Annotated in this window: 20 protein-coding genes and 3 pseudogenes; 10 read left to right on the forward strand and 13 right to left on the reverse strand. The window is 60.8% G+C overall.

The features are described 5' to 3' along the window. Positions 1–7: 7 nt before the first annotated feature. The 6 genes and pseudogenes from V1277_RS27990 to V1277_RS28015 form a co-directional block, all read right to left on the reverse strand. Positions 8–787, reverse strand: a complete 780-nt coding sequence (locus V1277_RS27990) for a GntR family transcriptional regulator (RefSeq protein ID WP_334419088.1) — start codon at positions 785–787, stop codon at positions 8–10. A gap of 4 nt (positions 788–791) precedes the next feature. Further along, complete coding sequence (locus V1277_RS27995; RefSeq protein WP_334419089.1) at positions 792–1,844, reverse strand: ABC transporter ATP-binding protein; 1,053 nt, start codon at positions 1,842–1,844, stop codon at positions 792–794. After that, complete coding sequence (locus V1277_RS28000) at positions 1,841–2,680, reverse strand: carbohydrate ABC transporter permease (protein ID WP_334419090.1); 840 nt, start codon at positions 2,678–2,680, stop codon at positions 1,841–1,843. The genes V1277_RS27995 and V1277_RS28000 overlap by 4 nt, the downstream gene beginning before the upstream one ends. After that, positions 2,677–3,612, reverse strand: coding sequence for a carbohydrate ABC transporter permease (locus tag V1277_RS28005; RefSeq protein ID WP_334419091.1), 936 nt, complete (start codon positions 3,610–3,612; stop codon positions 2,677–2,679). The genes V1277_RS28000 and V1277_RS28005 overlap by 4 nt, the downstream gene beginning before the upstream one ends. A 3-nt stretch (positions 3,613–3,615) precedes the next feature. Beyond that, positions 3,616–5,007 (reverse strand): ABC transporter substrate-binding protein, encoded by a 1,392-nt coding sequence (locus V1277_RS28010; RefSeq protein WP_334419092.1) that lies wholly within the window; start codon positions 5,005–5,007, stop codon positions 3,616–3,618. A 262-nt stretch (positions 5,008–5,269) separates the two neighbouring features. Continuing rightward, positions 5,270–5,455: pseudogene (locus tag V1277_RS28015) on the reverse strand (SOS response-associated peptidase); the annotation flags it as partial. Between the two features lie 5 nt (positions 5,456–5,460). Between V1277_RS28015 and V1277_RS28020 the strand changes: the two are divergent. Both V1277_RS28020 and V1277_RS28025 read left to right on the forward strand, forming a co-directional pair. Then, positions 5,461–6,402 (forward strand): gamma-glutamyltransferase, encoded by a 942-nt coding sequence (locus V1277_RS28020; protein ID WP_442894603.1) that lies wholly within the window; start codon positions 5,461–5,463, stop codon positions 6,400–6,402. 121 nt (positions 6,403–6,523) lie between these two features. After that, positions 6,524–6,970 (forward strand): hypothetical protein, encoded by a 447-nt coding sequence (locus tag V1277_RS28025; RefSeq protein WP_334419094.1) that lies wholly within the window; start codon positions 6,524–6,526, stop codon positions 6,968–6,970. A gap of 321 nt (positions 6,971–7,291) precedes the next feature. Here V1277_RS28025 and V1277_RS28030 read toward each other — a convergent pair whose 3' ends face one another. Continuing rightward, positions 7,292–8,239, reverse strand: a complete 948-nt coding sequence (locus V1277_RS28030) for a LysR family transcriptional regulator (protein WP_334419095.1) — start codon at positions 8,237–8,239, stop codon at positions 7,292–7,294. Between the two features lie 404 nt (positions 8,240–8,643). Between V1277_RS28030 and V1277_RS28035 the strand changes: the two genes are divergently transcribed. From V1277_RS28035 to V1277_RS28055, 5 genes and pseudogenes are all read left to right on the forward strand, one after another. Further along, entirely contained in the window at positions 8,644–9,342 is a 699-nt protein-coding gene (locus tag V1277_RS28035; RefSeq protein ID WP_334419096.1) for an HAD family hydrolase, read from the forward strand. Between the two features lie 19 nt (positions 9,343–9,361). Continuing rightward, positions 9,362–10,669, forward strand: a complete 1,308-nt coding sequence (locus tag V1277_RS28040) for an NAD(P)/FAD-dependent oxidoreductase (protein ID WP_334419097.1) — start codon at positions 9,362–9,364, stop codon at positions 10,667–10,669. A gap of 36 nt (positions 10,670–10,705) precedes the next feature. After that, positions 10,706–11,716, forward strand: a complete 1,011-nt coding sequence (locus V1277_RS28045; protein WP_334419098.1) for an ABC transporter substrate-binding protein — start codon at positions 10,706–10,708, stop codon at positions 11,714–11,716. A 117-nt stretch (positions 11,717–11,833) separates the two neighbouring features. Next, positions 11,834–12,703 (forward strand): ABC transporter permease, encoded by an 870-nt coding sequence (locus V1277_RS28050; RefSeq protein ID WP_334419099.1) that lies wholly within the window; start codon positions 11,834–11,836, stop codon positions 12,701–12,703. Further along, positions 12,700–13,486, forward strand: a pseudogene (locus V1277_RS28055) (ABC transporter permease). Before V1277_RS28050 ends, V1277_RS28055 begins: the two are co-directional and overlap by 4 nt. A gap of 194 nt (positions 13,487–13,680) precedes the next feature. On the opposite strand, the gene V1277_RS28060 reads toward V1277_RS28055, so the two are convergent. Both V1277_RS28060 and V1277_RS28065 read right to left on the reverse strand, forming a co-directional pair. Beyond that, positions 13,681–13,878 (reverse strand): hypothetical protein, encoded by a 198-nt coding sequence (locus V1277_RS28060; protein WP_247834207.1) that lies wholly within the window; start codon positions 13,876–13,878, stop codon positions 13,681–13,683. A gap of 88 nt (positions 13,879–13,966) precedes the next feature. Further along, complete coding sequence (locus tag V1277_RS28065) at positions 13,967–14,248, reverse strand: hypothetical protein (protein ID WP_334419100.1); 282 nt, start codon at positions 14,246–14,248, stop codon at positions 13,967–13,969. On the opposite strand from V1277_RS28065, the gene V1277_RS28070 reads away from it, so the two are divergent. After that, positions 14,247–14,483, forward strand: coding sequence for a hypothetical protein (locus V1277_RS28070; protein WP_334374808.1), 237 nt, complete (start codon positions 14,247–14,249; stop codon positions 14,481–14,483). The two genes, V1277_RS28065 and V1277_RS28070, sit on opposite strands and share 2 nt — an antisense overlap. 281 nt (positions 14,484–14,764) lie before the next feature. Here V1277_RS28070 and V1277_RS28075 read toward each other — a convergent pair whose 3' ends face one another. The 3 genes and pseudogenes from V1277_RS28075 to V1277_RS28085 all read right to left on the reverse strand — a co-directional run bounded on the left by V1277_RS28075 (position 14,765) and on the right by V1277_RS28085 (position 17,688). Beyond that, a complete protein-coding gene (locus tag V1277_RS28075) occupies positions 14,765–16,225 on the reverse strand; it encodes a PAS domain S-box protein (protein ID WP_334419101.1) in 1,461 nt (486 codons plus the stop codon). A gap of 32 nt (positions 16,226–16,257) precedes the next feature. Continuing rightward, positions 16,258–16,875 carry an NAD(P)/FAD-dependent oxidoreductase gene (locus V1277_RS28080; RefSeq protein WP_334419102.1) on the reverse strand — a complete coding sequence of 206 codons (618 nt, stop codon included), beginning with the start codon at positions 16,873–16,875 and terminating at the stop codon, positions 16,258–16,260. 104 nt (positions 16,876–16,979) lie between these two features. After that, a pseudogene (locus tag V1277_RS28085) lies at positions 16,980–17,688 on the reverse strand (DUF72 domain-containing protein). 209 nt (positions 17,689–17,897) lie between these two features. Between V1277_RS28085 and V1277_RS28090 the strand changes: the two are divergent. Further along, positions 17,898–18,413: a YciE/YciF ferroxidase family protein gene (locus tag V1277_RS28090; protein ID WP_334374811.1), complete on the forward strand. Its 516-nt coding sequence runs from the start codon at positions 17,898–17,900 to the stop codon at positions 18,411–18,413. A 73-nt stretch (positions 18,414–18,486) separates the two neighbouring features. On the opposite strand, the gene V1277_RS28095 is transcribed toward V1277_RS28090, so the two are convergent. Continuing rightward, the gene (locus V1277_RS28095; RefSeq protein WP_334374812.1) at positions 18,487–19,344 is read right to left on the reverse strand and encodes an SDR family oxidoreductase; all 858 of its coding nucleotides are present in this window, start codon (positions 19,342–19,344) and stop codon (positions 18,487–18,489) included. A gap of 171 nt (positions 19,345–19,515) precedes the next feature. Between V1277_RS28095 and V1277_RS28100 the strand changes: the two genes are divergently transcribed. After that, the gene (locus V1277_RS28100; protein ID WP_442894524.1) at positions 19,516–20,037 is read left to right on the forward strand and encodes a DUF4142 domain-containing protein; all 522 of its coding nucleotides are present in this window, start codon (positions 19,516–19,518) and stop codon (positions 20,035–20,037) included. Positions 20,038–20,238 lie beyond the last annotated feature (201 nt).

Consider the following 20,238-nt stretch of genomic DNA (forward strand, 5'->3'; position numbering starts at 1 on the left):
GGGATAGTCACGGGTGCCGCCGCGTCAGGCTGATGCTGAGGCGGAAATAGTCCGGCAGGTACACAGAGCGCAGCAATTCAAGCGGGCGTCCCTCGGTACCAAGTGTCAGACGTTCGATCGCGAGCAGGGGACTACCGGCTTTCACGCCGAGCAGTTTGGCGCTGGTTGAGTCGGCAAGCGACGCGCTGATGGTCTGCTTTGCTTCCTTAATGGGATGACCGAGTTCATCTTCGAACACGCTGTACATGATGATGGAGGTGAGGTCGCGCTTCTCGAGCTCCAGGCCGATGTCGGGCGGATAGAAGGCGTGTTCGATCGCGATCGGCGTGTCGTCGGCGAAACGAAGCCGCTTGAGTTGCCACACCGCGCGTTCGCGCAGCTGTTCGCGCACATCGGCATCATGCCGGTTGGTCATGCCCTGCTGCAGTACCTTTGCGCCGGCCTGGTAGCCGGCGTCGCGGATGGTTTCCGAAAAACCCATCAGCCGGCCAACCCAGTTCTCAGGCTGATTGGAGCGCAGGAACGTGCCGCGGCCACGCGTGCGGGCGAACATGCCCTCATGGACCAGCGGCGAGATGGCGTTGCGGATGGTGACGCGGCTGACGCCGAAATGCCGGCCAAGCTGGGCTTCCGTCATCAGGCGTCCGGTCTTGTCGATTAATTCGCCTTCCCGAACCTGACGGCGGATCGACTCGCGGATCTGGATGTGCAGGGGCACCGATCCCGCCGCGGCGGGCGGCGCGGCGGCAGAGAGCGGCACAGGCTTCTTGCGGATGCGGGCGGGCATGATCTTAAAGCCGCTTTCGTGTCTTGGGGTCGAATAAGTGAATGTCCTGCGGCCGGGCCGTCACCGAAATCACATCGCCTTCGCGCGGCACATCCTCATGGCTGATGCGCACGCGCATTGCGGTGCCAGCGCAGTCGAGATCGAGCACGGCGGTGTCGCCGAGATCCTCGACGAGATCGACTTTTGCCTTTAGTCCGTCCGGCGCCATGCGCAGTGCGCCGGGCCGGATACCGGCAATAACGTCGCGCTCGCCCTGGTTCTGCATATTGGTCTTCAACGTATGGCCGGCAAATACGACGCTGCCGTTCACATAACGGGCCGGTATCAGGTTCATCGGCGGATTGCCGATGAAGCCGGCGATATCGATCGAGTTCGGCCGCGCGAACACCTCCGCAGGTGTGCCAACCTGCTGGATTTCGCCGGCCATGAACACCGCCATGCGGTCGGCGAGCGTCATCGCTTCTTCCTGGTCATGGGTGACGTAAACTGCGGTGACGCCGAGCGAACGCTGTAGCTTCTTCAGTTCCGCGCGAGTCTCCAGCCGGAGCTTTGCGTCGAGATTGGAGAGCGGTTCGTCGAGCAGAAACAGCCGCGCCTTGCGCACGATGGCGCGCGCCAGCGCGCAACGCTGCTGCTGGCCACCCGACAATTGACCAGGCTTACGGTCGAGCAAGTGATCGATCTTCACCCTGCGCGCGGCTTCCCGCACCGCGGGCTCGATCTCCTTTTTCGGCAGATCGCTCATCTCGAGCGGGAAGGCGATGTTTTCGGCGACGGTCATGTGTGGATAGAGCGCGTAGCTCTGGAATACCATGGCGATGTCGCGGTCCCTCGCGTCCACCGAGGTGACGTCCTTGCCGTCGATGAAGACGTGGCCGGCTGTCGGCGCATCCAGTCCGGCGAGAATCCGTAAAGTAGTACTCTTGCCGGAGCCGGAAGGGCCGAGCAGGGCAAAGAACTCGCCGGGCGCGATCTCGAAATTGACGTTCTTCAGCGCGGCGAAGTCGCCGTGCATCTTGACGATATCCTGGAAACGTACCTTTCCGCGACCGTTCATCGGCGTCCTCCGCCCTTGACGGCGCCGACCGTCAGTCCTTTGACGATATGTTTCTGCGCCACCACGCCGAGCACGACGACGGGCAGCATTGCCAGAACGGAGACGGCAGCAAGCTTCGCCCACAGCGTCTGCTCCACGGAGACGAAGTTGAACATCGCCACTGTCACTGGCCGCACGGTGTTGCCGCTCAAGACGACGGCGAACAGAAATTCGTTCCACGCATTGAGAAATACGAAAACGACTGTCACGGCGATGCCGCCTCTTACCTGCGGGATAATGATGCGCCACAGCGTGCGCAGCCGGCTCGCGCCGTCGAGATAGGCGGCTTCCTCCATCTCGAATGGAATGTCCTCGAAATAGGATACCAGCAGCCAGATCGCGAAGGGCAGCGAGAACGACAGATAGATCAGGATGATGCCCTGGTAGGTGTCGATCCAGCCGATGTTCCGCAGCACCAGGAAGTAGGGAATGATGATACCGACCGGCGGCAGCATCTGAGTCGCCAGTACATAGAAGCCGGCAAACTTCTTGCCGCGGAAGCGCAGGCGCGCCAGCGCATAGGCCGCGGGCACCGCCATCAGCATGGTGACGATCGTGGTTCCGACCGAAATCACCATGCTGGAGATCAGGTTCGGCAGGATCGATCCGGAACCGAACAGCACGTCGCGGTAGGCTTCCAGCGTTGGCGGAAAGATCAGCTTGGGCGGATAGGCCAGCGCATCGCGGTCGGTCTTCAGCGAATTCAGCACGCTCCAGACCACCGGGAACGCCCAGGCCAGCAGGAACACCAGCGAGATCGCCAGCAGCGCAAGGAAGCGGATGCGGTTGGCGCTCATTTTGCCCTCCGCATCGCGAACAGAACTGCCGAAATGAGGATGGTGACGATCAACAGCGCCACCGCCAGTGCCGAGCCGTAGCCGATCGAGAGCTCCGTGAAGGATTTGCGATAGGCGTAGAGATTGAGGATTTCCGTCGCGGTGCCCGGGCCACCCGCGGTCACGGTGAAGATCGCAGCGAACGCGGTCAGTGCCACCATGGTCCGCATGATGATCACCATGACAATGGCCGGGCGCAGCAGAGGCAGGGTAATGCGGCGGAAGCGCTGCCAGGCGGTGGCGCGATCGAGCCGCGCCGCCTCGTAGATATCCTCCGGCAGGGCCGCGAGGGAAGCCAGCAACACCATGAACGCAAACGGCGTCCACTGCCAGGTATGGATCACGATCACCGAGATCATGGCGAGGAAGGGATCGCCGAGCCAATTCTTGCTGCCGAGGCCGGCATTGATCGCCAGGAAATCGACGATGCCGAATTCCGGCGCGAGCATGAAGGTGCGCCAGATCATGCCGACCACGGCTGGCGACAGCACCACCGGCAGGATCGCGATGACGCGAAACCAGCCCTGGCCGCGCTTCATGTCCATCACGAGCAGCGCCAACGCCAGGCCGATGACCACCTGCAGGATGACGGTCGATCCGGTGTACACGAGGCTGATCAACAGCGACGACCAGAACCGCTCGTCGGTGAGCAATACCTTGTAATTTTCCAGGCCGACGTAGCCGTTGGTGAACGGCATTGCCAGATCCATGCGGAAGGCGCTCGTCCCGACCAGGAACAGCAGCGGGAAGGTGGTCGTCGCCAGCAGCGCGAGAAATGCCGGCGCCAGCAGCGCAGCGGCAAACCGGCACTCACGCTGCGCCAGAACGCGGCCGAAATCGCTTGTCGCTATTGCGGTCGCGTTGCCCTTCGTTGCGGTTGCCGCCGGCGCCATCGATCAGCCGCGCATCATCGGCTCGATGCGGCGCTGCGCGTCGTCGAGTGCCGCCTTCACGGTCGCCTGGCCGGAGAGGGCGGACTGGATGGCGGTCGCCATGGTGTCGCCGATCGCCGGCCATTGCGGCACGCGCGGCCGCCAATCGACGTCGGTATCGCTTTCCAGCGCCTGCATGGTGGCTTCGACGAAGTTGGCGCCAAAGCCATTCATCAGCTTGACGTACTCAGGATCGCGCCAGATCGAGGTGCGGTTGACGCCGGAGCGCTTGGTCGGACCTGCAAAGCGATGCGCGGTGCGCGCCTGCGTCTCGGCACTCGTCGCCCACTGGATGAACAGCCAGGTCGCCTTCCTCCTCTTGTCCGATTGTGCGGCGTTGATCGGGAAGCCCCAGTTCCAGATCGAGGTGACGCGCTTGCCGGACGGGCCCTTGGGCCAGCGGGCATAGCCGACCTTGCCGATCACCTTCGATTTTTCCGGATTGTTGACCACCGACGCCGAGGAATGCGCGTCGATGTAGTTCGCCACTGTCCCTTGCGAGAACGCGTCGGCAATGTCCGGCCAGTTCCAGTTCGCTGCCGCCGCTGGCGCATATTTGCGCATCACGTCGACGTACCAGGCAAGCGCGGCCTCTGCCTCGGGGCCGTTGACGGTGAGCTTGCCGCCCTTCATCCACTCGCCGCCGAACTCGCGGAAGATCGAGGGATAGATGTACATGTTCTGCCCGGCGCCGGCGACGCCGCGCAGTGCGCATCCCCAGATGCGGTCGTTCGGATTATTGAGCGCGGCGGCGTTGGCCACATAGGCCTCAAGCGTGTCGGCCGGCTTCAAGCCTTTCGCGTCGTAGAGATCCTTGCGATAGACCTGGATGGTAACCTCGCCGTCATAGGGAACGCCGTAGAGCTTGCCGTCGACGCTGTCGGCGCTACGCCAGGCCGGAATGATATCGTCGAACTTGAACCAGGCTTCATCGGTCAGCGATTTGTCTTTGAGATAAGTGTCGAGCGGCTCGACCCATTTGTTGGCGGCATAGAGGGAGTAATACATCGGGTCGGCAGCGTGCGTGGCGTAGGTGCCGGTCTTTGACGTGAGGTCGATGACGCACTTCTGGCGGATCTGCGCCGGCGGAATCTTTTCGAAGCGGACGTCGATGCCGGTCAGCGCCTTGAACTGCGGTGCCAGCGTGATCAGATTCTCGAAATAGCTCGCGGGGATCACGGCGACCGTGATGGTCTCGCCGGAAGCCTGCTGCCAATCGATCTTGGCCGACTTGTACGGCGTAAGATCCGCATCCTGCGCCAAAGCCTCCCGCAGGGCCGAACCCATTCCGATCAGGGCGGCGGCTGCCGTACCGGTCTTGAGGAACGTCCTCCTGGTTGGCCTGAATGACCGCATTTCCTGTCCTCCCTTGGCTGTTCCTTGACCCGGCTTTTGCCGGTTAAGTTAGGACAATGGGTCAAATGTTATAACAAGTCAAACCATCCGCTTGTCTCGGACTCAGTGGCATGTCGTCCTGGCGGTCGGTGCTGGAGGGGCCGAGGATGCCCGCATCCAAGAGCGCGTGTTTAATTGGCGCTTACTTTCAGGCGGTCATGCCGCCGCTGCCCGATCTTCCTTGTCGGCTCGGCGCAGAACGATCTTCAGGACATTTGTCTGGATCCTCAGTGAGCGCGAACCAGACCACGTCTTTTTTCTTGGTCTCCGGGTTCGGCTCCGTCGCATACTCAGCGAAGCTGTTGAACGGCACTAGGCATCGGCTTTCCGGCTTAAGCCAAGCGCGTCAGTGCGGCGAGAGATATTGCGGATGTTTGTCACTGGCAGCCCCGTCTGTCCGCGGCGGTGGCCACTATTGAGCGCCGGCCGGTACGCGGCACTTATCGCGGCGTCGAGATCATCGGTCCACCGCCGCCGTGCTTGGGTGGTGTGCATACCATTCAGATTCTCAACATACTCGAAGCCTTCGATATCGCGGCACTCGGCTTAGGCACGCCGCAAACGCTGCATCTGGTGCTCGAGGCGCTGAAGATCGCCGCCGCCGATCGCCGCGCAGCCACCGCCGACCCGGCATTCGTCGACGTCCCGATTGCGAAGCTGATCTCCAAGGAATATGCCAGCCAACGCAGCGCGGAAATCGATCCGCAACGCGCGGGTACCTACACTTCGAAGGTGCTATCGAACGAATCCGCGAACACGACGCATGTCACCATAGCGGACAGTGAGGGTAACATCGTCACGTCGACGCAGACGATCAACAGCCTGTTTGGGGCGCGTCTGGTCATTCCGGGGACCGGCATCATTCCTAACAACTACATGTTCCTGTTCGATCTGCATCCCGGCCAGGCGCTATCGTTGATGCCCGGCAAGCGCATTACCAGCGGCATTTCCGCGCTGATCGGCAAGAAGGACGGCAAGCCACTCTTCGCGCTTGGGCTCCCGGGCGCACACCGGATTCCATCATGCGTGCTGCAGGCGGTGCTCAACATTGTCGATCGCGGCATGAGCGTGCAGGAAGTGGTCGAGGCGCCGCGCGTCTTCAGTTGGGGGCTCGAAGCCGAAGTCGAGCGCGGGTTTCCGGAAAGCGTGCGTGGCGAACTCGCCGCGCGAGGGCACGATGTCGTTCCCGTCGATCATGTCGGCGGCGGCATGTGCGCCGTCGCCTTCGCGCCTGACGGAACGATGACAGGTGCGGGGTGTTGGCGCGCTGATGGCGTTCCCGCCGGGATCGGTGGCGGGTTGGCGCGCGCCAACACGTCGTTCTGGCCGGATCCGCGGCGACCCAAATCGAGGTAAATCGCCGGGCGTCGGCCTGTTTGCGTCCCGCGCCAAGCGGTGAACGTTCGCTGCTCGGCCTGCATCGGTACCGGAAATAGCAGGAAACTGGTAAGTTGCATGCGCGCGGAATCCCGTTTGGATGCCGCGGACGCACTATTTCGTTCAGGAGGCCGTGATGCAGTTGTCGAAGCAAGCAGTCGGCGAGGCGATGTTCATTCACCGCTTGTCCGGTCGGCCGACGGCGCACACCCCGACTTTGCCTGCCGTGACGGACGAGTTCATCTACCGCTCGGCAGACCGGCAGAACATCTTTCTGCGCACGAGCATCGATCATGAAATCTCTGCGGTGTTTGGCAGGTTCAAACTCGATCGGCCAGCGCTCGTCCACCTTCAGCCCGGTTCGCGTTTCCTTCTGACATTCTATCTGTCCGGCAACATCGCCGGCGAGGCGATCGGCCGACGTTCGAAGCCGCTGGACCTCAGGACCGGATATGCGAACCTGCGCGCGTATTGGAACGAGAGTTCAAGTGTTTCAGTTAGTAGCGGGCTGCGTGTGCACGACGTGTGCACCGGGAGATCCGGATAAATCTATTGACGGAAAAATCTGAGCAGTCGGTTCGAGGCATGCCGACGTCGGGCTCAACGCGATCCAAGTAACGAGGGTAGGATCGGCATGGCGAACGGACCTGCCTTCGTCGCCGGTGGGAAAGAGAAGGGCTCCTGTTCAGCGTAAAGGTGAAGAATGCTGATGACGCGCTGGGGCGGCTACCCGAGCACAGACTCTCAGGATGATTTCTTAAACCCTCATTGGTGAGGAGCGCGGCAAAGCCGCGCGTCCTCGGACGACGCTATGCATCGGCGATCGACCATAGGCCATGGCTTCACCCCTGCGGAATGCGGCTACCGCCTAATAGCTCAAAGCCATCAGCCGTAAACGCGGGTAGAGCCGGTCGATGGCGGCCATGTCGCTGCGCATCTGCTCGATGATGCAGTCGCGGATCTCGCTGACGACAGGCCGGATCGATCGGTCATGCGGGTGCACCAGTTCGCAAAGCCGCCGTGTCGTGGTGAGCGTTTCTGAGGCCGGGACCAAAGCGCCGGTCAGCAGCCAATGCGATACGACCGTAAGCCAGCCGAGCGCAATGCCTTGACCGAGCAACGCCGCCTGCACCACCACCGCATAGTCGGAAAAACTCAGCGACTTGGCAGGCCCTGATCTTTTGGTGAGAAAGGTCGGATATTCTGCCGCCCAGTCGCCGGGTGTATCGGCGAGGCGGATGATGGTGTTGGGCTCGATCGGCCCATCCGCGCTGTCCGCGTCGCGATAGGCCGGGCTGCAGATCGGCAACATAACTTCCTTCATGACCAGCGCGCCGTTCCGCGGGGGATCGTATCGATCGCGAAACCGCATGCCGAGATCGACATTGTCGACCGGCCCGCGCAGCGGACCGGAGATAAGCTGAAACCGTAGATCGACGGTCGGAAACTGGCGCTGCAGCTTGTCGATGCGGGGCATCAGCCAATGCGTGGTGAACGCCGAGGAGACCGAGAGCGTGACCGTCTCGGTGCCCTTGCGGCGGCGATCGATTTCGATCAGGCCGCCTTCGATGCTGCGGAATCCATCCGATACGCGGCGATAGAGGATTTCGCCTTCTTCCGTCAGGACCGCGCGGCCATTGGTGCGGTCGAACAGACGAACGCCGAGATAATCCTCGAACTGTCCGAGCATTCGGCTTACCGCAGGCTGGGTGACGTTCAGTTCGGCGGCCGCCGCGGTGAAGCTGCCGTTGCGCGCCGCGGCGTCAAAGACGAACAGCGCGTGGCTGGAGGGCAGCATCCGGCGGAGGTCGGGCATAACCTGATGTTATGTCGCCGGTGATTATTTGGCAATTGCCCCTTTCAGCCAACTCTGGTTGGCTTGCGCGATAGCCCGCCAGCACGGGCAAGATCGAAAATCTGGCGCGGCGGGGACGGCCTTGGAGCTGCCCTGAAGTGCCCAGTCTATAAGACGAGATCATGCCGGTTCCAACCGTCGCTTGCGCGTGTTCCTGCAGCTGGCTGACGGCACCTGCCTGAGCCTGCGTCAGCCCAGCCATTACCAGGCTTCACGCCTGTTACCTCCGGTTGGCGGCGAACTCACCGTAACGCTTCACCCCGAAGACACCATCATTGTGCCCAAAGCGCAGGAGAACGCGCGGGAATGAGCGTCGATCATCAAGTCCGAGTGCAACTATAGACCAACCGAAACAAGAGATGAAAATGTCCTATGATAGCTTCAAGGTTCTCACCTTCGACGTCGTCGGTACCCTGATCGATTTCGAAGCCGGCGTGCTCGATGCCGTCCGCCGGATCTCCGACCGAAAGGCGGCCGAGCTCAGCGACGATCAGATCTTCGCCTCCTACAAGCGCGGCCGCGACGCGCATCCGGAGCGGTCGAGCGAAGTGATGTTCCATGTCTACCGCTACCTTGCCAAGGAGCTGGGACTGCCGGCCGACGATGCCGCCTGCGACGCCTTCCAGCTCGCCGTGCTGCGCTGGCAGCCGTTTTCGGATTCGGTTGAGGCGCTGAAGCGCTTGCGCGCCAAGTTCCGCCTGGTCGCTATGACCAATGCGGATCGCGTCGCGCTGTCATGCTATTCCCACGCGCTCGACAATCCCTTCCACGACACCATCTGCGCCGACGACACCGGGGTTGCGAAACCCAATCCGGAATTCTTCGCCTACAACAAGGGCCGGCAGTCGGCGTTCGGCTACAAGCAGTCCGAAATCCTGCACGTGGCGCAGAGCCAACATCACGACATCGGTATCGCCCGCCAGCTTGGCTACAAGGTCTGCTGGATCGAGCGGCGCCAGGGCATGAAGGGCTTTGGCGGCACGCCTGAGGTGCCAGAGCTCACAAAACCCGATTTCCATTTCGCCACGATGAAGGCATTCGCCGACGCCGCGGTTGGAAGCTGAAAAGGGCAGGGCGGCTGATATGGCAGAGGTCTGGACCCCAATGGTACCGGCCGCCTCGCTCTGGGCGGATACGGCGGAGTCATTGCCTGCCTTTCCGAAGCTTGCCGGCGAGGTAAAGGCCGATGTCGTCATCATCGGCGCGGGCTATACCGGGCTGTCCGCGGCGCATCATATCGCGAAGGGCGGCCTTTCGCCGGTCGTGCTCGAAGCCAATCATCCCGGCTGGGGCGCGAGCGGCCGCAATGGTGGCGTCATCACTGCGAAATTCCGCCTCTCGTTCCGCGATATCGACGCCGCCCATGGCCGCGCCATGGCCCGGCGCATGTACGAGATCGCGCATGAATCGGTCGACATGGTCGATGAGCTGGTGTCCGAATTCGGTATCGAGAGTGCGCGGCTGACGCGCAACGGGCAGGTCAAGGCCGCGCACAATCAGGCAACGCTGAAGGCCGCGATCGACGAAGCCGAATGGATGAAGCGGGAGATGGGCGACACCGGAGTTCGTATCCTCGATGCCCATCAGGCGCGCGAAGAGACGGGATCGCGGGGCTTTGTCGGCGGGGTGCTCAATCCCGGCTCCGGCGGCATCCATCCGCTGAATTACCTGCGCGGGCTCGCTAAAGGTGTTGCGCAGCGCGGTGTGCCGATATTCCAGGAAAGCCCTGTGCTCGCACTCCGTCGTGACGGCGATGGCGTTATCGCCGAGACGCCCGGCGGCAGCGTGCGCGCGCGTCAGGCGATCATCGCTACCAACTCTTATTCCGACTTGACATCGGCGACCGTGCGGCTGCAGCTCACATTAGTGCCGTTCCGCAGCGCTCTCATCGCTACCGAAAAGCTGTCACCGAACCTCGCTGGCAGCTTGATGCCGACGGGGCGAACCTACACAGAGACCAAGCGGATGATGCGTTGGTTCCGCAAGGTCGACGACCGTGTCATCTTCGGTGGCCGCGGCGCCTTCGGCAAGCAGGATTCGGAAAGCGCGTTCGAGGCGCTACGCCGTGCCATGGCCGGTATCTTCCCCGAGCTCGCGGATGTTCCGTTGGAGTTTCGCTGGTCCGGACTTGTCGGCATGACGCTCGATTCCGTGCCACATGTCGGCCGCATCGATGACCGCACTCTTTATTCAGTCGGCTACAATGGCGCCGGCGTCGCAATGTCGAGCTTGATGGGCCGCTATCTCGCGTCGCTTGTGCGTGGGGAGGCCGTCGATCTTGGCTTGCTCGACGCACGCCGCGTCAGGACCATTCCATTTTACCCGCTGCGTGAACCGGCGGTCCGCTTGGTCGCCGGCTGGTACCAATTTCTGGATGCGATCGGGCGTTAGGAGTACTGGGCCCAATCATAACAAAAGGGGTTGAACATGATGACTGCATCTTGCTCCCGGCGCGCACTGCTCGGCGTTTCGGTTGGTGTTTCCTTTAGTGTCCTCGCGACGCTCTCGGCGCTTCCCGCCAATGCGGACCAGATCACCTTCGTGTCCCAGGGCGGCGCCTATCAGAAAGCGCAGACGATCGCGATTCTCGATCCATCGGCCAAGAAACTTGGCATCACCATCAACCAGGACAGCATCCCCGACGCCTGGCCTGCGATCAAATCGCAGGTCGCTAGCGGCAAGCCGACCTGGGATGTGGTCGACGTGCCGACCGGCTATTGCCTGCGCGGCGGCGAGCAGGGCCTGCTCGAAAAACTCGATTTCTCGAAACTGCCGAACGCCGCGGCGATGCCCGAGGCCTATCGTTCCCCCTATTCCGTCGCCTATGAGTTCTATTCGAGCGTCCTCGCCTACAGTCAGAAGAAATACACGGCCGAGGCCGCGCCCAATAGCTGGGCCGATTTCTGGGATGTGAAGAAGTTCCCGGGCCGCCGCGCGCTGCGCAATCATCCGATCGCGACGCTGGAGGCCGCCCTGATGGCCGACGGTGTCGCGCCCGATAAGCTCTATCCGCTGGACGTCGACCGCGCCTTCAAGAAGCTCGAGGAGATCAAGCCCAATATCACGGTGTGGTGGACCTCGGGCGCGCAATCGGCGCAGCTCCTCAACGATGGGGAGGTCGACATGGTGATGGCCTGGAACGGCCGCGTCAGCGCGCTAACCAAGGAAGGCGCCAAGGTCGCTTTCACCTACAATCAGGGCATCCTGCAGAGCACCTCGCTCTGCATCCTCAAGGATGCGCCCAATCTGGCGACCGCGGTCCGCTTCCTCAACGAGGCGGTCGATCCCGTCCACCAGGCCAATCTGCCGCTACATATCGATTACGGTCCAGCCAACCCGAAGGCCTTCGACACCGGCGTCATCAAGCCAGAGCGGGTTGCGCAACTACCGAGCGCGCCGGAGAACGCGGCCAAGCAGGCGCTGATGTCCTACGCCTAGTGGTCGTCGCCGGCGGGCGAGGCGGCGGAGAAGCGCTGGGTCGGCTTCATGCAGAAGTAGCTTTGTCGGCAACCCGGCGCGGCGTTCGTCAGCACGCCGCGCCATCGCAGGATCACAATGAGCCGCCCCGTACAGGACCTCTCGGTACTCCACCAACGTCGCGAGCAGCGCGTGATGCTGACGCTGGCGCTGCCTGCGCTGCTCGTGATCCTGCTGCTGATCGTGCTGCCGGTCGGCTGGCTCGCCTGGCAGTCGGTTTATCACAACGGTTTTACGCTCGAGAATTACCGCCGGATCTGGAGCGAGGACATCTACTGGCGCAGCTTTGCCCTGACGTTCCAGATCAGCCTGCTGGTGACGCTGCTGGCGCTGCTGCTCGGCTATCCCATCGCCTATGCGGCGAGCGTCGCGCCAAAAAAGTGGGGCATCATCATCCTAGCGCTGGTGGTGCTGCCGTTCTGGACCAGCGTGCTGGTCCGCGCCTATGCCTGGCTAGCACTGCTGCAACGGACCGGCGTCATCAACCAGCTTTTGCGCCAGCTCGGCGTGATCGACGAGCCGCTGGCGCTGGTCCACAACACATTCGGCACCATCGTTGCCACCCTGCACATCCTGCTGCCGTTCATGGTGCTGCCGCTCTACGCCACCATGCAGCAGATCCCGCGCGATCTGATGCAGGCCGGCGCCAGTCTCGGCGCCGGTCCGATGCTCACCTTCTGGCGGATATTCCTGCCGCTGTCGCTGCCCGGGGTGCTCGCGGGCAGCACGCTGGTCTTCGTGCTCACCCTCGGCTTCTACATCACGCCTGAATTGCTCGGCGGCGGCCGCACCATCATGATCTCGATGCTGGTGAGCCGCAATGTCGAACTCTACGACCAGTGGGGCGCAGCCAGCGCCGTCGGCGTGGTGCTGCTGGTCGCGGTCGGCCTAATCTTCTTTGCTGTCAGCCGCTTCATTCCGCTCGATCGCGTGTTGGGGCAAAAATGACGATGTCCCGCCCATTCCGCATTGCCCTGGTCGTGACCTGCGCGCTGGTGCTGCTCTATCTCATCCTGCCGATCCTGATCATCGCGCCGATGTCGTTCTCGGCCGCGCGCTACCTGAACTTCCCGCCGCCGGCGCTGTCGCTGCGCTGGTATCAGGAATATGTCGGCAATCCCGCCTGGATGCAGGCAACCCGCGTGACGCTGACGGTTGCGGGTTCTCACCGTCATAATCGCAACTCCGCTTGGAGTAGCCGCAGCCTATGCGATCAGCCAGTCAAAATGGCGGATCATGCGGCTGATCCACATGACCCTGCTGCTGCCGCTGGTGGTGCCGATCATCATCACCGCAGTCGGCATCTTCTTCGTCTTCGCCAAGGTTGGCCTCGCCGCGACCATGACCGGCCTCGTGCTCGCCAATGTCATGCTGGGTCTGCCCTATGTCGTCATCTCGGTCGCGGCGGGCCTGCAGAGCTTCGACGCCACGCAGGAGATGGTGGCGCGCAGCCTCGGCATGAATAGGTTGCGCAGCTTCTTTGTGGTGACGCTGCCGCAGATCAAGCCCAGCGTGATCGCCGGCGGCATCTTCGCCTTCATCTCCGCGATGGACGAGACCATCGTCGCTTTGTTCATTTCCGGCGGTCAATATCAACCGCTGACCAAGCGGATGTTCACCGCACTCCGCGACGAGATCGACCCGACGATTGCGGCCATCAGCACGCTGATGACCGCGGTTTCGTTCATGCTGGTTCTGATTGCGACCAGCCGGTCAAAGAAGAGCGCGTGAGCGGGAAGCCAGCGGCCTGATTTTTTACCTTGAATGCGCGGTTCAAAAGCCTAAACAGCGCCTTGGCTTCGAGTTCTTCCTTGGCATGTCTGCAGGCTTTAAAATCTTCAAGGATAGAACTCAAAAATCTCTTCGACGGCTTTGCTCATCGGAATCCACTCACGCCGCGATATTCTGGCATGGTGCTGCGCTGCTTATTCCGGTTGCTTTAGCCCCGGAGACGATAGCCAATCGTTTATACGCAATGCGGTGTCGGCCTGCCGGGCTTTTCTCAAGAGCTCTTCTCGCTCCTTTCCGTGCGGCATTTTCTTGGCTTCTTCGCGTAGGCGTTCGGCTTCCTGCGCAAGTCGATCAGGGAACGACAGGATTTGTTTAAAACGGCGTCGCTGCATGGCGCTGCTCCATTTCCATGGAAGGCGGGACCGGCGTTCTCATCACCACTTGCTGTCCCGCGAGCGAAGAGGTCCACAATCGATCCGCTTAACCTTCACGAGCGTGAGCCCGATGGACTTGTGGCATTTCGGGCAGATTGGGGGCTTTGAGGCATTCATCGCACAGGTGCACCGGACATTTTTGGCAACCGTATTGGAAAGTGTATTCCTCGACATGGGGACTGTAAACATCTAAGTTATTGATATTATTAGTATTTTTACTAATTTTTGGATTTTTCGGTTGTTGAAGGAACTTGGTTTGATTGAGTGAATTGAGCAATTTACTAATTTCGCGTTGAACACTGAAAATGCTCTGCGTGGAGGAGGCCATGAACGATCTCCGTGGTGAGCGATTGCAGATCATGCTTTCGCCGGAAGAACTATCGGTGATTGACGACTTCAGATTTCAGCATCGTATGCCGACCCGAGCCGCGGCTGTTCGCGAGTTGCTTAAACTGGGCCTCGCGTCGACTGCGACCGCTGGCAATGGCATGAAATCCAGCAACTATGGCGTGTTCAGTCGCGGACCTACCGGTCATCTGGATAGCGACGCCACCGGCGAGTAGCGCGTCCCAGTGAGGGTTCGTTGTGCCATGTCTATGTCCGCGTTGGGTCCAGAAGGCGACCTCCAGCATGCGGGCGGTAGTGGTACAACGCGGACAGGAATCCGTATGTCCGCTGCGCGCGAGACTGACCAACGGGTGCCTTCCTCAGATGTTGAGATTTGGTGCCCAGGAAAGGATAGGATCACCACCGCCGTGCGAGATTGATCTTGCTAGGCTTTTGAGCCGTCCGGTGATTTCTTGTATATCGTCCACAACTTGATTTCGCCAGAATGACTTGAGCGCTAGGGATGCGCCACTATGCGGTCCTTTGGAAAAGAAAGGTCTATTGTCAGGCCTGCGGGGTTCCAATCCCACGCGATCCCGCCTCCAAATTGGCTCTGCACCGTTGCACGGGAGAGTAGCGTACCAAAGCCCTCTACCTCTGCTTGACGACCAACCGGTGGTCCTCCGCGTTCCGTCCACGTTAGCACGAATTGGTCAGTGTTTTCGGAGCACGCGATATTGATGGAGCCACTTTGGCTCGAAAGTGCCCCGTACTTTGTGGCATTGGTTGCAAACTCGTGCAATAGCAACGCAAAACCGGTCACCACGTCGCCCGCGATTGGAATGTCGGGTCCGCTGATCGTGACACGCGCCCGGCCTTTGTCGGTGCTGCCATCATAAGGCGAGAGAATCGTCCCAATCAACGTATGCAGCAGCGTTGAGTGTTGCATTCGATGAGTGCCATCGGCAGTCAGCTTCAACGTTAGGTCGTTGGCTTTCGCGAGGGACAACAAGCGGTCTCGCACCACAGTAGCGAGTTCTTCCGCTGTTTTCGCCGATCGGGCACTCATCGTGACCACGCCGCCAGCGACAGCAAAGAGGTTCTTGATGCGATGGTCCATCTCTCGGAAGATCAGCCGCTGCTGCTCCTCTGCTCGCTTTCGAAATGAAATATCGCGGGCTATTTTCGAAGCGCCGACGATCTTGCCGTCCTTGTCTCTGATCGGGGAGATCGTCAGCGAAATGTCGATGGTGCGGCCATCCTTGCGTTGGCGAACGCTTTCGTAGTGCTCGACGCGCTCACCGCGCCGGATGCGGGCAAGAATGGTCGGCTCCTCGTCGTGACGGTCGGGAGGGATTAGCATCATGACCGACTTCCCAATCGCCTCTTTAGCGCTATAGCCAAACAGCCGCTCCGCGCCCTGATTCCAGCTTGTGATGATGCTATTGAGGTCCTTCGAAACGACCGCGTCGTCGGATGATTCGATGATCGCGGCGATGGCTCGATAGCGCGCCTCACTCTCTCGAAGCCGCTGTTCAGCCTCCCGGCGCTCGGTGATGTCGACCAGCATGTTGACAGCGCCAATCAAAGCCCGTGAAGCATCGAACAGGGGCGTTGGATACGGAATGAACGGTACGCGCGTGCCGTCCGGCCGTTCGGCGACCGCTTCCATGCCTCGGATAGGACGCCGCTCCTTGAGCGCCAGCGCCATCGGACATTCGGCGTGCGGGAGGGAAGTGCCGTCCGGCCAATAGAGCTTCCATGATCCGCAAAACTCGGCGGTCCCTAGCGTCGGTCGGCATCCCCACAATTGCGCCGCCGCTTCATTGTAGAAGGTGATACGGCCGGCGGCGTCCGTCATATAGAGCGCTACCGGCAGTGCCTGCAAGAGTTCGTCGGATCCCCACGCCCCTTGATCTACGTTCGGCTTCTGCAGGGAGACCAGCGATTCGATGTCGTCTTGTTCGGCGATACTCATCACACCCTCACGGCTGGAAAAACCTAACTTGCCTAAGCTGTGTCACAGTGGAAGCTGCCACCCTTTGTCTCGATGGCCGCGACAAGACCCCTGAGATATTTCAGAGGATGAAAGGTGCCTTGGCGCGGATAGCATAATACGTGCCGCTGGGCGCAATGGGCGAGGGGAACGCCGACCAGTCGACGGACAGGCGCGCCGACCTTGCGGACCGCATCCAATTCATCCTCAATGATCTTCGCATCGGTGTCGCGCGCCTGAAACAGAAAACCGTCCAGGTGCCGGAAATCGCAGTCGATGGATTCCCGCTGCTGGATTTCCTCGATGCGATCCACCGCTGCGGCCTGACTCTCGTAGAACAGGCGGGATGTGTCCTCCCCGCGCAGGCCGATCATCGCGGACGTCAGATCATCGCAGAGCGGCGCCAGATGCGCAGTGGTGCGCGCCGTTATGCCGCCCGCGATCTTCCCACGATCGAGCACGATGACGCGCGAACCTCCGAGGGCGAGTTCATAGGCCGTAGAAATCCCGGCAATACCCGCGCCAATGATTACAACATTGCATTCCTTGCCGCCCTGCAGCGGTGTCGCGTTTGGGGCGACCGCAACGTCCATCCAAAGCGACTTGCTGCGCCGATCGATGAAAGGATCCATCCGAAAGCCCGATAAGTCGACAAATGATTTCTGGAGGTCAAACGGCCGATCAAGGGAGTGGTTCCTAATCAGTCCGCTGTCGTCGGCCGGCGCCGTCGACTCAGTCAGGCGTCTGCATCGGCCGGCGCCGCGCTTTTCTGGTCTTGTCGAAATAGACGAACACGTCGCAGCCTTGCCGCTTCCAGGACCTGATGCGGCGAGCCCATTCCGAAAGGGTTCGCGGACTATAGTGGCCCTTGTAACGGACCGTGGGGCCGTACCAGCGTCACATAGACGAAGTCCGCCGTGCGCGTCCAAGGCGCCGGCGCGTCATGATGGTCGGAAATGCATAGCGAGATGGCTTGCTGCCGGAGCAATCGCGATATCTCTGGTGAATACCAGCTTGGATGGCGGAACTCGAAACTGTAGCGGCGTTTTCTTCGAAAGAAGCTTGAAGAAGGAAGTGAGTCGGTCGGCGTCAGCCCTAAAGTTGGGCGGAAGCTGAAACAAGATCGGCCCGACTTTCTTGCCGAGTAGGGACAGGCGGTCTTCCAGCAGTTCAAGGCTGTTGACCGAATTGTCGGAAAGCCGCTTCCAATGCGTGATGAATTTGGATGCCTTCCAGGCAAAAACCAAATCGCGCCCGGTCTGATCACGCCAGCTCACCACCGCCTTCGGAGTGGGTATTCTGTAAAACACGCCGTTGAGCTCAGTCGTCGAAAACTGGCTGCTGTAATAAGGCAACTGCTCCTTGAGGGGCAGTCCATTCGGGAAGAACGGCCCGCGCCAGGAATCGTAGTGCCAGCCCGATGTACCGATCAGAACCCGCGCCATGAGGTCACGGCTTCAAGACGACCTCGATACAGCCGCCCTACCGTGCCATGCCAGTGCTTTCATCGTCCGGATCCTCCGCGTCGTTGATGAGAAAGACCTGGAAGCACGAGTTGTTCCTATCGCTCGGGCAAACGACGAGGAAGCGGCGCCGCTTAGGAACAACGGTCCCGGCAATAAAGTTAAGCGCGCATCCAATCAAGGAGGATGCCATGGGACTATTCACAGAAGACATCAAGACAATGGACGACCTGTTCCTGCACGGCCTGCAGGATATTTATTATGCAGAGCAACAGATCACGAAGGCGTTGCCGAAGATGATCGATAAGGCGGCCAACCGCGATCTCGTCGCGGGCCTCAAGGCGCATCTGAAAGAGACCAACAAGCAGATCGAGCGGCTGGACAAGGTGTTTCTGAAGCTCGAGCAGCAGCCGCGCGGCACCCAATGCCCGGCCATCGATGGTCTGATTACGGAAGCCGATGAATTGACCGGCGAGGTAGCCGACAAGGCCGTGCTCGATGCGGCGATCGTCGCCGGCGCGCAGGCCGTCGAACACTACGAGATCTGCCGCTACGGCACGCTGATTGCCTGGGCCGAAAAGCTCGGTCATGACGAGGTGGTTCGCTTCCTGACCACCAACCTCAACGAGGAAAAGGCTGCGAACACGAAGCTCAATACCATCGCGCTTCGGAAGGACGTCAACACCAAGGCATCGAACGCTGCCTGACCCGGAACTGGCCGCCAAGGCTCCGGCGAGAAACGGGGCCTTGGCAATGCCTATGGGCCAGTGGGGATACCTTTTACAGGAACGGCTTTCCGCCAGTGACGGCGATCGTCGCGCCGGATACGTAGCTCGAAAGCGGATCGGCCAGCACGACATAGGCCGTGGCCAACTCAGCCGGCTGACCGGGGCGCTTGATCGGGGCCTGTTTGCCGAAGTTCTTCACGGAGTCCTCAGGCAAGGTGGACGGGATGAGTGGCGTCCAGATCGGCCCTGGAGCAACCGCATTGGCACGAATGCCCTTCTCGGCCAGCATCTGCGCCAGTCCCGCCGTGAAATTGTGGATAGCACTCTTGGTCGTTGCGTAGGCAAACAGCGTCGGGTTCGGTACATCCGAATTGATCGACGCCGTGTTGATGATGCAGCTACCCGCCTTCATGTGGCTTACCGCTGCCATGGTAAGATAAAACATCGCGTGGATGTTTACCTTGAACGTCAGTTTCCATTCCTCGTCGCTGATGTCGTCGATCGATTTGAAGCTGGCCTGATGGGCCGCGTTGTTGACGAGGATATCTACACCGCCCAGTTCCGATACGGCCTTCGCGATGACGGCGCGGCATTGACCGGGGTCCTGGATGTCGCCGGGAAGCAAAACGGCCGTTCTGCCGGCTTCCGTCACCATCCGCTCGGTCTCCCGGGCATCGTCATGCTCGTCGAGATAGGAGATCAGAACGTCAGCTCCTTCTCGGGCGTAGGCGATGGCAACCGCGCGGCCGATCCCGCTATCGCCACCGGTGATGACGACCTTCTTGCCGTTGAGGCGGCCGCTGCCCTTGTATGTCGTTTCGCCATGGTCGGGCACCGGATTCATCGCGGCAGTCTTGCCGGGCATCGGCTGGTGTTGGTTCGGAAAGGGAGGGCGGGGATAATGCAGCATGGCTCAGCCTGTGCTCTCTTTTATCTCAATTCTCCTTAACATCCGCTTGGCAGGTTCGCTCCTGCGTTGGCGAGCCGGGCAGGCGAGGGGCGCGGGGAATGCGAGGAACGAAGTGAGGCATCGCCGATTGATATGGAAGGTCCCGTCTTAAGGATTACAAAACGACATATCTTGCATGCCTTGCGCTCATGCTCCTCGGCGCGCCTGCAAAAGACCGGCATCAACTCCACCCTCGGCATCGCTCCGAAGACGGAAGATTTCGAGAGGCAAGTTGCCATCAGTGACATGTTCGAAATTCAGTCCAGCAGGATCGCGCAGGAACGGGGCAACGCCGACCAGAAGGCGTTTGCCGGGACCATGATCAAGGATCATCAAGTGACTTCGGCTGATCTGATGGATCATGCCGGCGAGTGGAAAACGGCACTGCCGACCAAGCTGCACAGCCTCCACCAAAGCAAGATCGACAAGCTAAAATCTCTTCATGGCACCGAGTTCAGCTCCCGATACAATCTTGACCAGGTCAGCGGCCACAAAGATGCCGTTTCGCTGTTTGAACGGTACGCGAAAGGCGGCGACGACCCGAACCTCAAGGAATGGGCAGAAAAGACGCTGCCGACCCTGTGGCATCATCTCGAAATGGCCCAGGAGATGGCGGCCGGAAAGCCTGTTGAAAGCACTAGATGCCGATCATAGGACTTGCGAGGGAGGCCGGTCCCAAGGCTCCGGTATAAACGGGGGTCCGGCTCCGAGACCGAAATTCATGCCAGGAATTCGCGATAGGGCACATCTGCTTGGCCGCCAAACGCGGGAGGAGGTTGCGCAGGCAATCGTCTGGCTGCTGTCGGACGCATCCTCGCAGGTCACTCATCGATATAGCAGGTGCGGCCGCTGATG

The sequence above is a fragment of the Bradyrhizobium sp. AZCC 1588 genome, from assembly GCF_036924735.1.
Lineage (GTDB): Bacteria > Pseudomonadota > Alphaproteobacteria > Rhizobiales > Xanthobacteraceae > Bradyrhizobium.